Annotated in this window: 14 protein-coding genes and 3 tRNA genes; 11 read left to right on the top strand and 6 right to left on the bottom strand. The window is 72.7% G+C overall.

Going from position 1 to position 16,984, the window contains the following annotated elements; all coding sequences use genetic code 11:
• Positions 1-34: 34 nt before the first annotated feature.
• On the top strand, positions 35-532 hold the full coding sequence (locus ABZ444_RS17075) for an N-acetyltransferase family protein (RefSeq protein WP_357997087.1): 498 nt from the start codon (positions 35-37) through the stop codon (positions 530-532).
• Between the two features lie 45 nt (positions 533-577).
• Positions 578-3,076 carry a DUF3516 domain-containing protein gene (locus ABZ444_RS17070; RefSeq protein WP_357997084.1) on the top strand — a complete coding sequence of 833 codons (2,499 nt, stop codon included), beginning with the start codon at positions 578-580 and terminating at the stop codon, positions 3,074-3,076.
• 131 nt (positions 3,077-3,207) lie between these two features.
• On the opposite strand, the gene ABZ444_RS17065 is transcribed toward ABZ444_RS17070, so the two are convergent.
• Positions 3,208-3,771 (bottom strand): hypothetical protein, encoded by a 564-nt coding sequence (locus tag ABZ444_RS17065; protein WP_357997081.1) that lies wholly within the window; start codon positions 3,769-3,771, stop codon positions 3,208-3,210.
• A gap of 8 nt (positions 3,772-3,779) precedes the next feature.
• On the opposite strand from ABZ444_RS17065, the gene ABZ444_RS17060 reads away from it, so the two are divergent.
• Positions 3,780-4,283 carry a DUF2087 domain-containing protein gene (locus ABZ444_RS17060; protein WP_357997078.1) on the top strand — a complete coding sequence of 168 codons (504 nt, stop codon included), beginning with the start codon at positions 3,780-3,782 and terminating at the stop codon, positions 4,281-4,283.
• 24 nt (positions 4,284-4,307) lie between these two features.
• Here ABZ444_RS17060 and ABZ444_RS17055 read toward each other — a convergent pair whose 3' ends face one another.
• Complete coding sequence (locus tag ABZ444_RS17055) at positions 4,308-5,201, bottom strand: helix-turn-helix domain-containing protein (protein WP_357997075.1); 894 nt, start codon at positions 5,199-5,201, stop codon at positions 4,308-4,310.
• Positions 5,202-5,242: 41 nt separating this feature from the next.
• On the opposite strand from ABZ444_RS17055, the gene ABZ444_RS17050 reads away from it, so the two are divergent.
• Positions 5,243-6,022 (top strand): phytanoyl-CoA dioxygenase family protein, encoded by a 780-nt coding sequence (locus ABZ444_RS17050; protein ID WP_357997072.1) that lies wholly within the window; start codon positions 5,243-5,245, stop codon positions 6,020-6,022.
• 10 nt (positions 6,023-6,032) lie between these two features.
• On the opposite strand, the gene dusB is transcribed toward ABZ444_RS17050, so the two are convergent.
• Positions 6,033-7,142, bottom strand: coding sequence for a tRNA dihydrouridine synthase DusB (dusB, locus tag ABZ444_RS17045; protein ID WP_357997069.1), 1,110 nt, complete (start codon positions 7,140-7,142; stop codon positions 6,033-6,035).
• 79 nt (positions 7,143-7,221) lie between these two features.
• On the opposite strand from dusB, the gene ABZ444_RS17040 reads away from it, so the two are divergent.
• The 7 genes from ABZ444_RS17040 to ABZ444_RS17010 all read left to right on the top strand — a co-directional run bounded on the left by ABZ444_RS17040 (position 7,222) and on the right by ABZ444_RS17010 (position 13,687).
• On the top strand, positions 7,222-7,857 hold the full coding sequence (locus ABZ444_RS17040) for an ACT domain-containing protein (protein ID WP_357997066.1): 636 nt from the start codon (positions 7,222-7,224) through the stop codon (positions 7,855-7,857).
• 48 nt (positions 7,858-7,905) lie between these two features.
• Positions 7,906-7,977 (top strand) — tRNA-Gly (locus ABZ444_RS17035).
• Between the two features lie 16 nt (positions 7,978-7,993).
• Positions 7,994-8,067 (top strand) — tRNA-Cys (locus ABZ444_RS17030).
• 1 nt (position 8,068) lies between these two features.
• Positions 8,069-8,143: transfer RNA gene (locus ABZ444_RS17025), tRNA-Val, on the top strand.
• Between the two features lie 280 nt (positions 8,144-8,423).
• Positions 8,424-12,305, top strand: a complete 3,882-nt coding sequence (locus ABZ444_RS17020; RefSeq protein WP_357997063.1) for a hypothetical protein — start codon at positions 8,424-8,426, stop codon at positions 12,303-12,305.
• The gene (locus ABZ444_RS17015) at positions 12,242-12,880 is read left to right on the top strand and encodes a maleylpyruvate isomerase N-terminal domain-containing protein (RefSeq protein WP_357997060.1); all 639 of its coding nucleotides are present in this window, start codon (positions 12,242-12,244) and stop codon (positions 12,878-12,880) included. The genes ABZ444_RS17020 and ABZ444_RS17015 overlap by 64 nt, the downstream gene beginning before the upstream one ends.
• Before the next feature lie 60 nt (positions 12,881-12,940).
• Positions 12,941-13,687: a hypothetical protein gene (locus tag ABZ444_RS17010; RefSeq protein WP_357997057.1), complete on the top strand. Its 747-nt coding sequence runs from the start codon at positions 12,941-12,943 to the stop codon at positions 13,685-13,687.
• A gap of 144 nt (positions 13,688-13,831) precedes the next feature.
• Here the strand turns inward: ABZ444_RS17010 and ABZ444_RS17005 are convergent, their stop codons facing one another.
• From ABZ444_RS17005 to ABZ444_RS16995, 3 genes are read right to left on the bottom strand one after another with little or no spacing between them, the layout of a single operon-like run.
• Positions 13,832-14,635 (bottom strand): carbohydrate ABC transporter permease, encoded by an 804-nt coding sequence (locus tag ABZ444_RS17005; RefSeq protein WP_357997054.1) that lies wholly within the window; start codon positions 14,633-14,635, stop codon positions 13,832-13,834.
• 49 nt (positions 14,636-14,684) lie between these two features.
• The gene (locus ABZ444_RS17000) at positions 14,685-15,605 is read right to left on the bottom strand and encodes a sugar ABC transporter permease (RefSeq protein ID WP_357997051.1); all 921 of its coding nucleotides are present in this window, start codon (positions 15,603-15,605) and stop codon (positions 14,685-14,687) included.
• Complete coding sequence (locus tag ABZ444_RS16995; protein ID WP_357997048.1) at positions 15,605-16,924, bottom strand: ABC transporter substrate-binding protein; 1,320 nt, start codon at positions 16,922-16,924, stop codon at positions 15,605-15,607. Before ABZ444_RS16995 ends, ABZ444_RS17000 begins: the two co-directional genes overlap by 1 nt.
• Positions 16,925-16,984: the final 60 nt, after the last annotated feature.

Raw genomic sequence — 16,984 nt, 5'->3', positions numbered from 1 at the left:
CCGGCGAAACGCGTCCCGGCCACAATCGGGCGGCATGACGACGATCCGCGACCTGACCGAGGACGACCTGCCCGCCGTGACCGCCATCTACGCCCACTACGTGACCGGCGGCGTGGCCACGTTCGACGAGACGCCGCCGGGAGCCGATGAGTGGCGGGTCAAGGCGGCGGCGCTGGCGGCGGCGGGGCTGCCGTTCCTGGTGGCCGAGGACGACGGCGCGGTCACCGGCTACGCCTACCTCAGCCAGTACCGGCCCAAGCCCGCCTACCGCCACAGCCTGGAGGACTCGATCTACCTGGCGCCCGGCTCCACCGGCCGCGGGCTCGGCCGCCTGCTGCTGGGCGAGCTGATCAAGCGGAGCACGACGACCGGCGCGCGCACCCTGATCGCGGTGATCGCCGACGGCGGCGAGCCCGCCTCGCTGCGGCTGCACGCCGCCTTCGGGTTCCAGGAGGCGGGACGGCTGAGGAACGTGGGGTTCAAGCACGGCCGGTGGATCGACACCGTGCTGCTCCAACTCGACCTCCATTAGGGGCGGCGGGTTCGACCACACGGCAATCTTCGGCAGGATAGAGACGTGAGCCTTCTCGTTGACCGCCTGCCGGAAGACATCGACGCCGACCCCGACGTCATATTCGACGCGTTCGTCGCCTGGAACGCCGAACGGGGGCTCACGCTCTATCCCGCCCAGGAGGAGGCCCTCATCGAGGTCCTCTCCGGCAGCAACCTGATCCTCGCCACGCCGACCGGCTCGGGCAAGTCGCTGGTCGCCGCCGGGGCCCACTTCGCCGCGCTGACCAGAGACGTCCGCACGTTCTACACCGCGCCGATCAAGGCGCTGGTGTCGGAGAAGTTCTTCGACCTGTGCGCCGTCTTCGGCACCGCCAACGTCGGCATGATGACCGGCGACGCCAGCGTCAACCCGGGCGCGCCCATCATCTGCTGCACGGCCGAGATCCTGGCCAACGTGGCCCTGCGCGACGGCGCGGCGGCCGACATCGGCCAGGTCGTGATGGACGAGTTCCACTTCTACGCCGAGCCCGACCGCGGGTGGGCCTGGCAGGTGCCGCTGCTGGAGCTGCCCGACGTGCAGTTCGTGCTGATGTCGGCCACGCTCGGCGACGTGTCGATGTTCGAGCGCGACCTGACCAGGCGCACCGGGCGGCCCACGGCCGTGGTCAAGCACGCCGAGCGGCCGGTGCCGCTGGTGTACTCCTACCGGATGACGCCGCTGCACGAGACGCTGGAGGAGATGCTCACCACCGGGCAGGCCCCCGTCTACGTCGTGCACTTCACGCAGGCCGCGGCCATGGAGCGGGCCCAGGCGCTCATGTCGATCAACATGGCGACCAAGGCCGAGAAGGAGGCCATCGCCACGATGATCGGCGGCTTCCGGTTCACCACCCGGTTCGGGCGGGCGCTGTCGCGCCTGGTCAAGCACGGCATCGGCGTCCACCACGCCGGGATGCTGCCCAAATACCGGCGGCTGGTGGAGCGGCTGGCCCAGGCCGGGCTGCTGAAGGTCATCTGCGGCACCGACACGCTCGGCGTCGGCGTCAACGTGCCCATCCGCACGGTCCTGTTCACCGCCCTGTCCAAGTACGACGGCAACAAGGTCCGCCGGCTGCGCGCCCGTGAGTTCCACCAGATCGCCGGGCGGGCCGGCCGCGCGGGCTTCGACACCATCGGCTACGTCGCCTGCCAGGCCCCCGAGCACGACATCGAGAACGCCAAGGCGCTGGCCAAGATCGGCGACGACCCCAAGCGGCGGCGCGGCTACGCGCGCAAGAAGCCGCCGGAGGGGTTCGTCGGCTGGAGCGAGGAGACGTTCGAGAAGTTGCAGCAGGCCGAGCCCGAGCCGCTCAACTCCCGCTTCAAGGTGAGCAACGCGATGCTGCTGGCCGTGATCAACCGGCCGGGCGACTGCTTCCAGGCGATGAGACACCTGCTCACCGACAACCACGAAGACCGCAAGTGGCAGCGTCGGCACATCAGCCAGGCCATCGCCATCTACCGGTCGCTGCTGGCCGGCGGCATCGTCGAGCAGTTCGCCGAGCCCGACGAGCAGGGCCGGCGGGCCCGGCTGACCATCGAGCTGCAGGAGGACTTCGCGCTCAACCAGGCGCTGTCCACGTTCGCGCTGGCCGCCTTCGACCTGCTCGACCGCGAGTCGCCCTCGTACGCGCTCGACATGGTCTCGATCGTCGAGTCCATCCTCGACGACCCCCGCCAGATCCTGTCGGCCCAGCTGAAGAAGGCGCGCGGCGAGGCGGTCGCCCAGATGAAGGCCGACGGCCTCGAGTACGAGGAGCGCATGGAGCAGCTCGCCGAGGTCATGTACCCGATGCCGCTCGACGACCTGCTGCTCGGCGCGTACGAGACCTACCGGCGCGGCCACCCGTGGGTCGGCGACTACACGGTCAGCCCGAAGTCGGTGGTGCGCGACATGTTCGAGCGCGCGATGACGTTCGGCGAGTACATCCAGTTCTACGAGCTGGCCCGCTCCGAGGGCACGGTGCTGCGCTACCTGGCCGACGCCTACCGCACGCTGTCGCGCACGGTCCCCGAGCACCTGAAGACCGAGGACCTGGTCGACCTCATCGAGTGGCTGGGCGAGCTGGTCCGCCAGGTCGACTCCTCGCTGATCGACGAGTGGGAGAAGCTGACCAACCCCGAGGAGGCGCTGGAGCGCCAGGCGCAGCTGGAGACCAAGGTGCGGCCGGTCACGGCCAACCCCCGGGCCTTCCGGGTGCTGGTGCGCAACGCCATGTTCCGGCTGGTCGAGCTGTGCGCCATCGAGAAGGAGGACGAGCTGGCGGAGCTGGCCCCCGACGTCGACTGGGGCGCGGCGCTCGACGCGTACTACGCCGACCACGAGGAGATCTTCACCGACGCCGACGCGCGCGGGCCCGCGCTGCTGCGGATCGAGGAGGAGAGCGGCCTGTGGCGGGTGCGCCAGACGATCAAGGACCCGGCCGGCGACGGCGACTGGGGCATCGACGCCCAGGTCGACCTGACCGCCTCCGACGAGGAGGGCCGGGCCGTGCTGCACGTGGTCGGGCTCAACCGGCTCTGAGCGACTGCGGAAGGAGAACAAGCCGTGTGCCGGAACGGACTGGCAAGGGCGTTCCGGCACCGGCTTGTCGCTTCATTCTCGGACGGCGAAGTTAGGCGTCGGGTCATGGCGATGTCTCAAGATCGAGACATTCAGCACTCCGCCAGCGTGCAGATCTTGGCGAGCATCGTGCCCGCGTCCTTCCGCTGGCGGCTGAAGTCGGCCTTGGCGGGCTTGCCCCACTCGCCGCCGGCCGTGTAGACGATCAGGGCGTTGGCGCGGCGGGTCACGACGGCCCGCTCGCCGCCGACGGCCGGCTTGCCGTGGTCGTAGGCCTGGCCGGTGACCAGCAGGCCCTCGTCGCCGAGTGCGATCTTGGCCGCGCCGTACCGGTAGCGGGCGGTGCCGCAGGCCCGTACGGCCGCCCTGAGGTCGCCGACAGCCTTGCCGGCCGCCTGCGGCGAGGAGTAGAGGATCACCTGCTCGGACTTGGAGTAGTCGGGCACCGACGTGTAGACGATCGTCCTGGCCGCCGTGCGCCCGGCCTGGCCCAGCCCGGCCTTCTGGCACGGGTTCACGACGAGCTGGGCGTTCTTCTTGCCGGACACCGTCCAGCTGTGCTCCGGATTGGGGTCCTTCTTGGCGGCGGCCTTCTCGTACAGCAGGAAGTTGCCCGGGATGGCCAGGCCGACGGCGACGAACAGTGCTGCGATCATGGGACAAAATGGTAGGGGTGAGCGACGAAGACCTCAGACGCGTGCTCGGGCTGCTCTGCCAGGACGACACCCTGCGCGCACTCGCGTCCCTGGTGCTCGGTGACACCGGCGACCTGCCCCCCAAGGCGCTCGACCGCCTGGCCAGCGGCGGCCTGGCCGAACGCGACGACGACGGCAAGTGGCGGGCGCGGCCGGAGCGCTTCCGCGAGCTGCTGCGGGAGCGGGCCGAGCCCCCCGCGGAGCTGAGCGCCGAGGAGCGGGTGCTGCGCACGTTCCTGGTCGACGGCCGGCTGACCACCATGGGCATGCGCCGCGACAAGCGGCTGATCGTGCTGCGCTACATCTCGCGGGTGTTCGAGCCGGGCGTGCGCTACCCCGAGACCGACGTCAACGTGGCCCTGCGGGCCTTCCACGACGACTTCGCGGCGCTGCGCCGCTATCTGGTGGACGAGGAACTGCTGTCCAGGGAGGGCAACGTCTACTGGCGCAGCGGCGGGCCGGTCGAGGTGTGAGGCGGGTCAGGGGGCTGAGGGGGGTCAGGGGCGGCGCAGGCGGGCGCGGTAGTCGCGGGGCGGCAGGCCGTACTCGCGCCTGAAGGCGCGGCTGAAGTGGAACGGGCTGACGAAGCCCGAGGCGGCGGCCACCTGGCCGACGTCCAGGTCGGTCACCTCCAGCAGGCTCGCGGCGTGCCGCACCCGCGCCCGGCGCACGGCGCCCATCGGGGTCTGGCCGGTCTCGGCCGCGAACAGGTGCGCGAACCTGGACGGCGACAGCGCCACCGCGCGGGCCAGCGAGGCGACCGAATGCTGGGCCTCGGGCTCGGCGGCGATGAGGTCGAGCACCCGGCGCACCCGCTCGTCCCCGCCCTCGGCCCCGGAGGCGGGAACGGCCCCCGCCGTGGCCAGCACCAGCACCTCCTCCACCGCCCCGAGCACCAGCTCCCGGGCGGGACTCGACATGACGACCGCCGGCGCGGGCGGCGGCGTGGTGGACGGCGGCCCGGCGGGGGTGGTGTGGCCGGGGATCCAGCGGGCGTCCTGGAGCGCGCGGTCGAAGGCCCGGTCGACGCGGTCGCGCACCCCGCCGGGCACGCCCGCCACGAGGTGGCAGCCGGTGGCCAGGGCGTACGGCGCCAGCCAGGCCGTCCAGGACGGGCGCGGCTGGAAGTGCACCCACCAGAACCGCCATCTCCCCGCCCCCGGCGCGACCCGGTAGCGCTGCGCCGAGCCCGGCCCGAGCACCGTCAGGTCCCCCTCCCGCACGGTGAACGCCGCCCCCGCCTGCTCGACCCGCCCCTCCCCCGCCTGGGTCCACAGCAGGAGCCAGCTCGGCGAACCGTGGGGGCGGCGGGTGCCGTACCCGGCCGGCTTGTCGTAGTGGCCGACGATCATCAGCTCGGCAGCAGGAACAGACAGGTTCTCAGCGGTCACGGTCATACCGTCCCACGAGCCGGATGCCTACGGTGAAGGGCATGAGGCTGAACGACTTCCACGACCGGGGGTACGTGCTCGTCCCCGCGCTGCTGGCTCCCGAGGAGGTGGCCGAGCTGCGCGAGGAGTTCATGGCCCTGCACGCCGCCGGCCCGATACCCGGGCATTTCTCCCCCGTCCCCCAGGATCCGGGCGCGCCCTACGACGTCCTGCGCGACTACCCCCGGGTCATGCACCCCCACCAGGTGAACGACGTCGCCCTGCGCTACCTGCTCGACGCCCGCTTCGCCGCGATCCTGCGCGAGCTGCTGGGCGAGGAGCCGATAGCAGCCCAGAGCATGTTCTACTTCAAGCCGCCGGGCGCCCGCGGGCAGGCGCTGCACCAGGACAACTTCTACCTGCGGGTCGAGCCGGGCACGTGCGTGGCCGCCTGGGTGGCGCTCGACCGCGTCGACCGCGCCAACGGCGGACTCGAAGTGGTCCCCGGCACCCACCTGATGGACCTGTTCTGTCCGGAGGAGGCCGACCAGGACCTCTCCTTCACCCGCGAGTACGTCCCGCCGCCCCCGGGGCTGGAGCGGGTGCCCGTGGACATGCAGCCCGGCGACGTGCTCTTCTTCAACGGCAGCCTGGTGCACGGGTCGGAGCCGAACAGCACGGCCGACCGGTTCAGGCGCAGCTTCATCTGCCACTACACCGGCCGCTCGGCCGAGCGCATCTCCTCCTGGTACGAGACGCTGACGATGGACGGCGAGCGCCTGCTCCTGGAGCCGTCGACCGGCGGCGGCCCCTGCGGCACCGAAGCCACCGGCCCCCACTGACCGCGGTCCGTCAGCCGCCGGATATGTCCGACTCCGCCTCGTCCGGGACCACGCAGTCCCACGGGTCGTCGAGCCACCCGTCAGGCAGTTGCACCTTCTGACGCTCGCCCGACTTCCCGCGGGGCGTGTCGGTGTTCGGCGGCCACGGCTGGTCGTGGTCGAGCTTGGCCAGCCCCTCCCTGAGCCCGTCGAGCGACTCGGCCGTGGCCAGCTCCCGCCGCACCGCGCTCCCGACCTCGAACCCCTTGAGGTACCACCCGACGTGCTTGCGGAAGTCCGCGATCGCGTACCGCTCGGTGTCGAAGCACTCGGTGAGGCCGGCCGCGTGGCGCTCCATCGTCCCGGCCACCTCGCCGAGCGTCGGCCTGACCCGCTCGGGGCTGCCGTTGAACGCGTTCTCCAGGTCCTTGAACAACCACGGACGCCCGAGGCAGCCGCGCCCGACCACGACGCCGTCGCAGCCGGTGCGCGCCACCATGCGCACCGCGTCGTCGGCGGACCAGATGTCGCCGTTGCCCAGCACCGGGATCTCGGGCACGGCCTCCCTCAGGCGCGCGATCGCCGCCCAGTCGGCCACGCCGCCGTAGTGCTGCTTCGCCGTGCGCGCGTGCAGGGCGATCGCCGCGACGCCCTCCTCGACCGCGATGCGGCCGGCGTCGAGGTAGGTCAGGTGGTCGTCGTCGATGCCCTTGCGCATCTTCATCGTCACCGGCAGCGCCCCCGCGTTCGCCACCGCCGCCCGCAGGATCCGCCGCAGCAGGTTCCTCTTGTACGGCAGCGCCGACCCGCCCCCGCGCCTGGTCACCTTGGGCACCGGGCAGCCGAAGTTGAGATCGACGTGGTCGGCGAGGTCCTCCTCGGCGATCATCCGGACCGCCCTCCCGACGATGTCGGGATCGACGCCGTAGAGCTGCAGGCTCCTGGGCCGCTCCGACTCGGCGAACCTGATCATCCTGAGCGTCTTGGGATTGCGCTCGACCAGCGCCCGCGTCGTGATCATCTCGCACACGAACAGCCCGGCGCCCTGCTCCCGGCACAACACCCGGAACGGCGCGTTCGTGATGCCCGCCATGGGCGCCAGCACCACGGGCGGCCATGCCCCAATCGGCCCAATCTTCACTCCGTCAGTTGTAGCGCAGCTCAGGCCGGAAGCGGTATTCGCCTATAGGCTGTGGACCGGCATCACCAGGGAGGGATCGATGCTTCTTCGCGTGCGCGTGGCGCTGCCCGACCGTCCGGGGTCTCTGGCCCAGGTCACCAAGGCCCTGGGCACGGCGGGGGCCGACATCACCCAGGTCACCGTCCTCGACCGGGGGGCCGGTTCGGCGGTCGACGACATCACCGTCTTCTGCCCCGAGAGCACCTCGCGGGAGATGCTGGTCAAGAGCCTGGAGAGCGTCGACGACGTCCGCGTGGAAGGCATCTGGACCACCCGCGAGACCGCCGGCACCTACCCCGAGCTGGAGATACTCAAGTACATCACCACGGCGGGCGACCGCGGGCTGACCACGCTCGTCGACTCGCTGCCCGTGCTGTTCAGCGCCGACTGGGCCGCCACGGCCGCCGACCACGGCGTGGTCTACGCGAGCTGGCGCGCCCCGCAGGGCCTGACCGTCCCCAGCCCGGCCCCGCCACGCCCGGCGGCCCTCACCCTGGACGGCGGCGTGCACGCCATCCACGCCTCGCTCCCGCCGCTCGCCCTCACCCTGCTGCTGGCCCGCTCCGAGGGACCGGCCTTCCACCGCATCGAGGTCCACCGGCTCACCCGGATCCTGGAGATCTTCCTGAGCCTGCCGGCCACCGAACGCGGCGTCGCCCGCCGGCTCCGCAAGTAGCGGGAAGCATCTGGTCGGAAAAGGCGCTAGAGTTAGGCACGCAACAGCGCGGAAGTGGCTCAGTGGTAGAGCATCACCTTGCCAAGGTGAGGGTCGCGGGTTCGAATCCCGTCTTCCGCTCGGAGTGGTTCGACTCGGTGGAGTGGCCGAGAGGCGAGGCAGCGGCCTGCAAAGCCGTCCACACGGGTTCAAATCCCGTCTCCACCTCCAAGGACGATTAGCTCAGCGGGAGAGCGCTTCCCTGACACGGAAGAGGTCACTGGTTCAATCCCAGTATCGTCCACCACACTCCAAGGCCAGACCCGGGACAACGGGGTCTGGCCTTTCGGCTGTCCGGGCTCCCTCGATGATGGCCGGTACGCGGACGAGCCCTCCCTGCGCCCCGGGCAGAGCGGTGGCGCGCCGCTGAGATGGTGACGGGATCCGGCATGTCGTCGAGCGGACGGAAGTTCGCGGCGCTCGGCACGTCCTGATCGGGGTGGCCGGGGACTCCGTATCTCTCGTGACCAGTAACGTGATCTTGAGAGGATCCGCTGGAGGAAACGTTGGGCCGTCGTGAGCAGCCGTTGGACCCGACCTCCGGGCCCGTCGCCCGATTCGCGTACGAACTGCGCAAGTTACGGCAGAAGGCCGGCGGGCTCACGTACCGGGCGATGGCGGCCCGCGCCCACTACTCCGCCGCCACCCTCGCCCAGGCCGCCGCCGGTGACCGGCTGCCCTCGCTGCCCGTCGCCCTGGCCTACGTCCAGACCTGCGGCGGGGACGTCGAGACCTGGCGGCGGCGCTGGGCGGAGGCCGACCGGGAAGCCCTCGCCCAAGCGGCCGCCGAGGACGACTCCCCCGCCCCGTACCTCGGGCTGGCCCGGTTCGAGACCAGCGACCAGGACCGCTTCTTCGGGCGCGGCGCGCTGGTGGAGCGGCTGGCGGCGCTGGTCGGCGAGCACCGGCTGGTCCTGCTCGTCGGGCCGTCCGGCAGCGGCAAGTCCTCCCTGCTGCGTGCGGGGCTGGTGCCCCGGCTGCTGCGGGCCGGGGGCTCCGGCGGCCGGCCGCCGGTGGTCCGCGTGGTCACGCCCGGCCCGGAGCCGCGGCCGGAGGAGGCCGGCGTGCGGGCGGACGTGCTCGTCGTGGACCAGTTCGAGGAGGTCTTCGCCCTGTGCGCCGACCCGGCGCGGCGGGCCGCCTTCATCGACGCGCTGCTGGCCGCCGCGCGGGCCGGGAGGGGGCCGCGGGTCGTGCTGGCCGTACGGGCCGACTTCTTCGGGCAGTGCGCCGGGCACCGCGGGCTGGCCGAGGCGGCCAGGGACGCGACGTTGCTGATGAGCCCGATGAGCGCGGCCGAGCTGCGGGCCGCGATCGTCCGGCCGGCGGCCGGGGCCGGGCTGGTCGTGGAGCGCGAGCTGACCGCCATGATCGTCGGGGAGGTGGCGGGCGAGCCCGGCGCGCTGCCGCTGATGTCGCACGCGCTGCTGGAGACCTGGCGGCGGCGGCGCGGCCGGGTCCTGACGGTGGCGAGCTACACGGCCGCGGGCGGCCTGCGCAGCGCCATCGCGCGCACGTCCGAGGAACTGTACGCCGGTCTGTCCCCCGCGCGGCGGGAGCGCCTGCGCCACCTGATGCTCCGCCTGGTCACCCCCGGCCAGGACGGCCAGGACACCCGCCGCCCGGTCGAACGCGCCGAGCTGCTCACCGGGGAGCCGGACGACGAGACCGGCGTGCTGCTGGAGCGGCTGGCCGAGGCGCGGCTGGTCACCCTCGACGAGGGACGCGTCGACCTGGCGCACGAGGCGCTCCTCACCGCCTGGCCCCGGCTGCACGGCTGGATCGAGGAGGACCGCGAACGCCTGCGCGTGCACCGCCGCCTGACCGAGGCGGCCGGCACCTGGACGGACCACGACCGCGACCCGGGCGGCCTGTACCGGGGGGTGGCGCTGGCCGTCGCCGACGAGCACCTCGGACGGGCCGACAGCCTCACGCCGCTGGAGCGCGACTTCCTCACGGCGAGCCTCACCGCCCGCGACGGCGAACGACGACGGCGCAGGCGGCGCACGACGGCCACCGCGGTGCTGCTCGTGCTCACGCTGACCGCGGCGCTGCTGGCCTGGCAGCAGAGCAGGACCGGCGAGCAACGGCAGCGCGAGGCCGAGGCCCGCCGCACGGTAGGCGTGGCGGCGAGCCTGCGCGACTCCGACCCGCGCGCCTCGATGCGGCTGGCCCTGGCCGCCTGGCGGCTGGCGGACCTGCCGGAGACCCGTTCCGCCCTGCTGACCGCGGCCGCCCAGCCGCCCCAGGACGTCTTCACCGACCCCGCCGGCGGCAACCGGACCAGGCGGCACCTCAGCGCCGACGGGCGGACCGTGATCAGCGTCGGCGCCGACCAGGTCACGTCCTGGGACCTGGACACCCGCCGCGCGACGGGCTCCATGCCGGGCCCCGGCGCGGCGCTCGACCAGCTGGGCGCCGGGCGAGGCGACGCGTGGACCCTGCCCATGCGCCTGCCGGACGGCGAGGTGGGACTGTGGGACCTGCGGACCGGCAGCCGGGCCCCGGCCGCCCTCGGCCGCGCGCGGGACGGGTACGAGGCCGGCCCGGACGGGCACACCGTCATCGGCTACGACGCCGGGCGGGACACCTACCGGGTCCGGGTGTGGGACACGCGGACCCGGCGCGAACCGCTGACGATCGCCTTCCCCCGCCGGGCGCCCGCCGAGCCGGCGGAGATCACCTGGGAGTTCGGGACGGCGTACCTGCGCAGCTCGGCCGACCGGCGCGACTGGGCGGACCCGTCGTTCCCGGACGCGACGCTCGGCCCGGACGGCCGCCTGCTGGCGCTGTGCGTGCCCGGCGAGCCGTTGCAGCTGTGGGACGTCGCGGCGGCCCGCAGGATCGGCACGCCGTGGGCGCCCGTCCTCACCCGCGAGCAGTGCCAGTACGAGCGGGTGCGCTTCACCCCCGACGGCGGGCGCCTGGCGGTGGTCACGAAGGAGAAGGTGCGCATGTGGGAGCTCGCGTCGGGGAAGGAGCTGCCGGGCGTCGTCCGCCGCGACGTCAGGGAGGTATCCTTCAGCGCCGACGGCGCCTTCCTGGCCGCCTCCGACGGCGCCGCGATCCTCCTGTGGCGCCTGGCCTCCCCCGAATCGCCGGTCTTCCGGCATCCCCTGTCGGGCGAGCAGGCGGTGGACCTGCGGGTGGACCCGGCGGCGAACCGGATCCGCTACCTCGCCGGGTCCGGCTCCACGTGGCCCGCCACCGTGCGCACCCTCGGCCTGGGCGGGGCGGCGAGCCCCGGATGGCGGGAGGAGGCGGCCGCCGCGGCGGCCTTCGGCCCGGACGGGGCCGCGCTGGCCCTCGGCTACCCGCGCCACGAGCCGGGCCTCGTGCGCTTCCGGCTGTACGACCGGCGGACCGGCCGGCCCACCGCCGACCTTCCGGAGGTGGCCTGCCCGGAGCCGGAGTCGCAGGTCCCGAGGTGCACGGTGCTGCTGGCCTTCGACGACGCCGGGCGGCGGCTGGCCTACGGCGGCTCCCCCCTGGGATACCGCTCGCTGCCCACCCGGGTGTCCGTGTGGGACGTCGCCGGCGTCCGCCTGTCGGACAGCCTGACGCTGGACGGCGACGCCCGCTCGGTCGGCTCCCTCGCCTTCGGCCCCGGCGGCACGCTGCTGGCGGCCTCCCCGCCCGTGGTGGGGAGGCTGAGCGTCTGGGACCCGCGCAGCCGGACCGTCACGAAGGTGCTCCCCGACGTCACCGGCCACGAGCTGCGGACCGACCGCGACCGGCGGCTGCTGGTCACCTCCGCGGGCGACCTCGTCGATCTGCCGTCGATGAGGCCGATCCAGGGCCGGTACGGGCCCGGCGAGACCACCTCCCTGGCCTTCAGCCCGGAGAGCCGCTACCTGGCCGCGGGCGACGCCACGGGCCGCACCGTCCTGTGGGACGGCCGGGCGGAGCGCCGTCTCGGCACGCTGGCGATCCCCACGACGGCCGCCGCCGACCGCAGCGTCATGGTCAACGCGCTGGCGTTCTCGCCGGACGGCACGGTCCTCGCGACCGGCGGCGCGAACGGCTCGCTGCAGCTGTGGGACGTGGCATCCCGCCAGCCGATCGGATCGCCGCTGCCCACGCCGGGCGACGCCGTCCTCGCGCTGGCCTTCGGCGACGGCGGCCGGGTCCTGTACGCGGCCGGGGAGCACGTCCCTGTGCAGCGGTACGAGCTCGATCCGGCCGCCTCGGCCGCCGTCCTGTGCCGGCGGGCCGGGGAGCTGACGCCCGCGGAGTGGCGGACGTACTTCCAGCGGCGTCCGTACCAGCGGGGTTGTCCGCCCGGCCGGCCGGCGGCTCCCACCCGGGCGGCGCCGGCCGGTGGGCCGGGAGAAGAATCGTCCCCATGGACATCGAACGTGCCCGCACCGCCCTCGCCGCCGCCTACCGCGAGTTCACGGCCGCGGTGAAGGAGACGGACCCGCTCAGGCCCACCCGGTGCGCCGGTTGGGCCGGGGTGGATCTGCTCTTCCACGTGCTGTGCGACGCCCAGCGGGCCCTCGTCGCGTTCGCCACCCCCGCCGAGGGGCCGCCCGACGTGGACCACGTCACCTATTGGAGCTCTTTCCAGCCCGTCCCGGACGCCCCGGACGGCGGGGGCGGCGCGGACGCCCACGCCTGGTGGGTACGCAGGTCCGCCTCCGCCTTCACCCGGCCCGCCGGGGTGTTGCGGGTGTGGGAGGACACCGCCCCCGCCGCCGTGCGGGCGGCGCTCGCGGCCGACCCGGCGGGGCACGTCGCCACGCAGGGCCACATGATCGCCGTTCCCGACTTCCTGGCCACTCTGGCGACCGAGGCCGCCGTCCACCACCTCGACCTGCGGGCCGCGCGGCCGCCCGCCCGTGAGGCGCTGGAACTGGCGGGCGAGACCCTCGACGGGCTGCTCGGCGCGGACCGCCCGTCCCGTCCGGACCTGGCCACGTACGTGCTCGAAGCCACCGGACGGCTCCCGTCCACCGACGACCGCTTCCCGCTGCTGGGCTGAGCACCGCGGAGCCGAGGGGGCCGTGCTCTCGTCGTGATCATCCTGCGGCAGGATCTGCTCGTGAAGAAGACGATGATCATCGCCCTGACGGCCTGCGCCTGCGTGCTGACGGCGACCGCGCCCGCCCAGGCGGCCCCCAAGGACCCCGTACGCGCCCTCAAGGCCAAGCTCGCCGCCGGGCACGGCGTGCGGTTCACCGAGACGACCGTGCTCTCGGGCCCGAACAAGGGCAGGATCCAGAGTCGCAAGGGCACCTTCCAGTTCGACGCGAAGGGAGTGGCGGCCTCCGACATCACCGCCACCCCCGTGGGCCGGCCCCGCGAGCGTACGATCAGCATCGGCAAGGTCAGCTACACCTCCGGCGGCATGTGGTCGGACCGCCTGCCGGAGGGCAAGTCGTGGCTCAAGGGCAACGCACTGCTCGGCGGCGGCAGCGGCTTCCACGGGCAGGTGATCAACCCCGTCGAGCCCACCACGCTGGCGGCGCTGGTCAAGAAGGGCAGGCTGAGCGGGAGCACGCTCACCGGGAAGATCACCTTCAAGGAGCTGGAGAAGGTGTCGCGCTGGTTCGGGGCCTCGATCCCGCTGCGCATGCATGACGACACGAAGGTCTCGTACACGCTCACGCTGACCTCCGCCGGGCTGGTGAGCCGGGTGCGGTCGTCGTACGCGGCCACGGGGGTCCTCGACACCAGCCGGTTCGAGGGCGGCACGATCACCATCGACAGCCGCTTCACCGGGTGGGGCGCCAAGGTGTCCATCAAGGCGCCCGACTCCGACGCGGTGACCACCGACACCGGCGAGTGACCGCCCCTCCCGGGTGCCGGCCGCACCTGAGGGGGGTTCAGGCGTCGTCCGGGTGCATGCGGAAGTCGGCCAGGCACTCGGCGGCCCTGCCGGTTTCCGGCAGCGCGACGGCCGCCTCCATCGCGGTGCGGCGGACGGTCGTCGTCATTTCCCCATCCCCAAGGTGATGCCTTCGGTGACGCGGCGTCCGACCCAGGCGAAGAGCACCACCATGGGCAGCACGACCACGCAGACGCCGGCGAACATGCCGCCCCAGTTGGTGCCGGTGTACTGCTGCTGCTGGGCGAAGCCGATCAGCGCCACCGGCAGCGTCTCCTTCTCGTCGTCCTGCATCAGCACCAGGGCGAGCATGGTCTCGTTCCAGGAGACGATGAGCTGCAGCACGAACACCGTGACCAGCCCCGGCCTGGCGACCGGCACCACGATGCGCAGGAACGTCCGCCACACCCCGGCGCCGTCCAGCGCGGCGGCCTCCTCCAGCTCGCCGGGCAGCGACCGGAAGAAGCCGGTCAGCAGGAAGACGGTGAACGGCATGGCCGTGCCGACGTAGGCCAGGGTGAGGCCGGTCAGGGTGGAGGTGAGCTCCAGGCTGCTCAGCATGAGGAAGATCGGCAGCAGGACGACCTGCGTGGGCACGCCGGTCCCGAGCGCGAACAGCAGCGTCAGCGGCCGGCCCGCGCGGTTCGCCGTCCGGGTCAGCGCGTACGCGGCCGGCGCGGCGACCACCACGGCCAGCACCGAGGACAGCACGCCCACGACCGCGCTGTTGACCGCGGCCCGGCCGAAGTTCCCGACCTCCAGCGCGGTCAGGTAGTTGTCCAGCGTCGGCGGGATCGGCAGCCGCCACGGATGGTCGAACACGTCGCGGGTGCTCTTCAGCGATGTGATCAGCACCCACGCCAGCAGCGCCACGTCGGCGGCGACGACCGCCCACACGACCGCCTTCATGGGCGCGAGCCTCGTCGTTCGCCTGGTCGGTCTCATGGTCGGCCCCCCTTCAGAACCGGACGGCTTCACGGTCGAGCGCCCGCCGCAGCAGGAGCACCACGGCCGCCGCGATCAGCAGGCTGAACAGCGCGCCGGCGGCGGTCATCCCCAGCTCGGGCGGCGAGCCGGAGCCGCCGTACGTGGCCGCGTAGCTGTAGAGGGCGACGGTCCAGGTGCTGCTCGGCGGGGTGCCCGCGGTGCCGCCGCCGAACACCAGCACCAGCTCGAACACCTTGATCGAGCTGATGGTCCACAGCAGCGCGCAGACGCTGAGCACGTCCCAGGTCAGCGGGATCGTGACGTGCCGCAGCCGCTGCCAGGACGTGGCGCCGAGCAGCGCGCAGTCCTCGTAGAAGGAGGCGGGGATGCGGTCGACGGCGGCCATGATGATCGTGGTGTAGTACCCGACGGCCGCCCAGATCGCCACGATCATGATGAGCGTGAACGTGTTGTCCACGGCCAGCCACTTGGGCGGGTCGCTCACCCCGAAGACGCCCTTCAGCACGGTGTTGACCAGCCCGTCGGGGTTGAACAGGAAACCCGCCACGATGGCCGGCACCAGCGCGCTGACGATGTTGGGGAAGAACAGGATGTTGCGCGCGACCAGCCGCCCGCGCATCTCCCTGAGCACCATCGTGAGCGCGAACCCGGCGGCGAACGTCACGCCGCCGCCGACGACCAGCAGCTTCAGGGTGTTGAGCAGCGCGGTGTGGAAGACCGGGTCGCCCAGCAGGCGGGCGTAGTTGCGCAGGCCGACGAAGCGCGAATCGCCGTACCCGGCGGTCTGCTGGAGGCTGATCCACACCGCGTGGCAGGCCGGGCCGAGGACGAAGACGGCCAGCAGCGCGAGGGCCGGCCCGACCATGGGGACGAAGGCCCGCTGCCGGGCCCGCACGGCCGGACCGGGCCGCGTCTCGGGTTCGGCCGCCATCAGCTGCCCTGGTTCTTCCAGAAGCCGGCCTGCACCGCGGTGATCTTGTCCACGAACCCCTGCGCGGTGAGCCTGCCGTTGAACAGCTCGCCCACCGTCGGGTAGTAGACCTTGTCGGTCCAGCCCGGCACGCTCAGCCCGGCCGCGAACGGGTAGGTCTCGGGCACGCTGTCGAGCTGCCTCTTCACCCCGGCCAGGGCCTCGGGCACGAACGCGTCCTCGCGCGGCGAGAGCACGGAGGCGGTCCTGGCCAGGTCGTCGGCGAACTCCTTGGTCGTCAGGTACGCGATGAACCGCTCACCGGCCTCGACGTTCCCGGCCTTGGCCGGCATCGCGAAGCCGAACTGCACGACCTCCTCGCCCTTGGCCGGCCCGCCGACCTCGGGGAAGGGCATGGAGGCGGGCTTGAACCCGGCCCTGGCGTACGAGCCGACCTCGCTGGGCAGCCAGGAACCCATGATCATGAACGCGGCCCGGCCCTGGGCCCAGTTCTTCTGCTGCTCGGGGTATTTGCTCGCGTCGTACCCCTTGAGCAGGTAGCCCTCCTTGGCGAACCGCTCGATCTGCCGGGCGGCGGCCAGCACCTCGGGCTTCTTCCACGACTGCCCGGTCCTGTCCTCGGCGAGGGCCTTGAGGCCGTCCGCGCCGATCGTCCGGTAGAGGTAGTAGTTCATCCAGTAGGAGTCGGACCAGTACTGTTCGCCGTCGGCGGTGAGCGGGGCCGTCCGGCCGCCGGCCTTGAGCCTGCCGAGCAGCGCCAGGAACGCGTTCCAGTCCGTCGGCGGCGTCCCGGTGACGGTGGCGGCGTCGTAGAACAGGCCGATGCCGGCCACGCTGTAGGGCACCATGTACGGCTGCCCGTCCGGCAGCCGCAACGCCGGGCTCTGCGAGTACTTGGCCGGGATGACGTCCTTGACCTTCCTGCCCGCCTCGCCGGGCACGTCGGCCTCGTACACCTTGGCCAGTCCACGGGCCACGCCCGGGGTCACCATGAACGGCCGGATCGTGTCGTCGGACTGGTCCACCACGTCCGGCACCTTGGACGTGGTGAGCGCGGCGGGCAGCTTCTGCTTGACCACGTCGCGGCCGGCCCACTCGACCCTGACCTTGATGCCGGTGGCCCGGGTGAAGCGGGTGATCGCGGCCTGCAGGGCCACCTGCTGGGGCTCGCCCTGCTTCCACATCGACCAGTAGACGAGCTCCTTGCCGGCCGCGTCCTGGGCGCCGCCGCCGCAGGCGGTGACCAGGCTGAGGGCCAGCGCGCCGGCGGCGAGCCCGGCGAACGCTCTGCGGATGGGAAGGGATCGGGATGAGCTCATCGAGCGGCACCGCCTGTCGTGTGAGGTTCGGGGGGTGATCGGCCCGGCGGGGCCCGGTGC

It is taken from the genome of Nonomuraea sp. NPDC005730 (assembly GCF_040630865.1).
Taxonomy (GTDB): Bacteria; Actinomycetota; Actinomycetes; order Streptosporangiales; family Streptosporangiaceae; genus Nonomuraea.
Note: the sequence above shows the minus strand (reverse complement) of the source record. Positions and strands in the feature narration are given on the sequence as shown.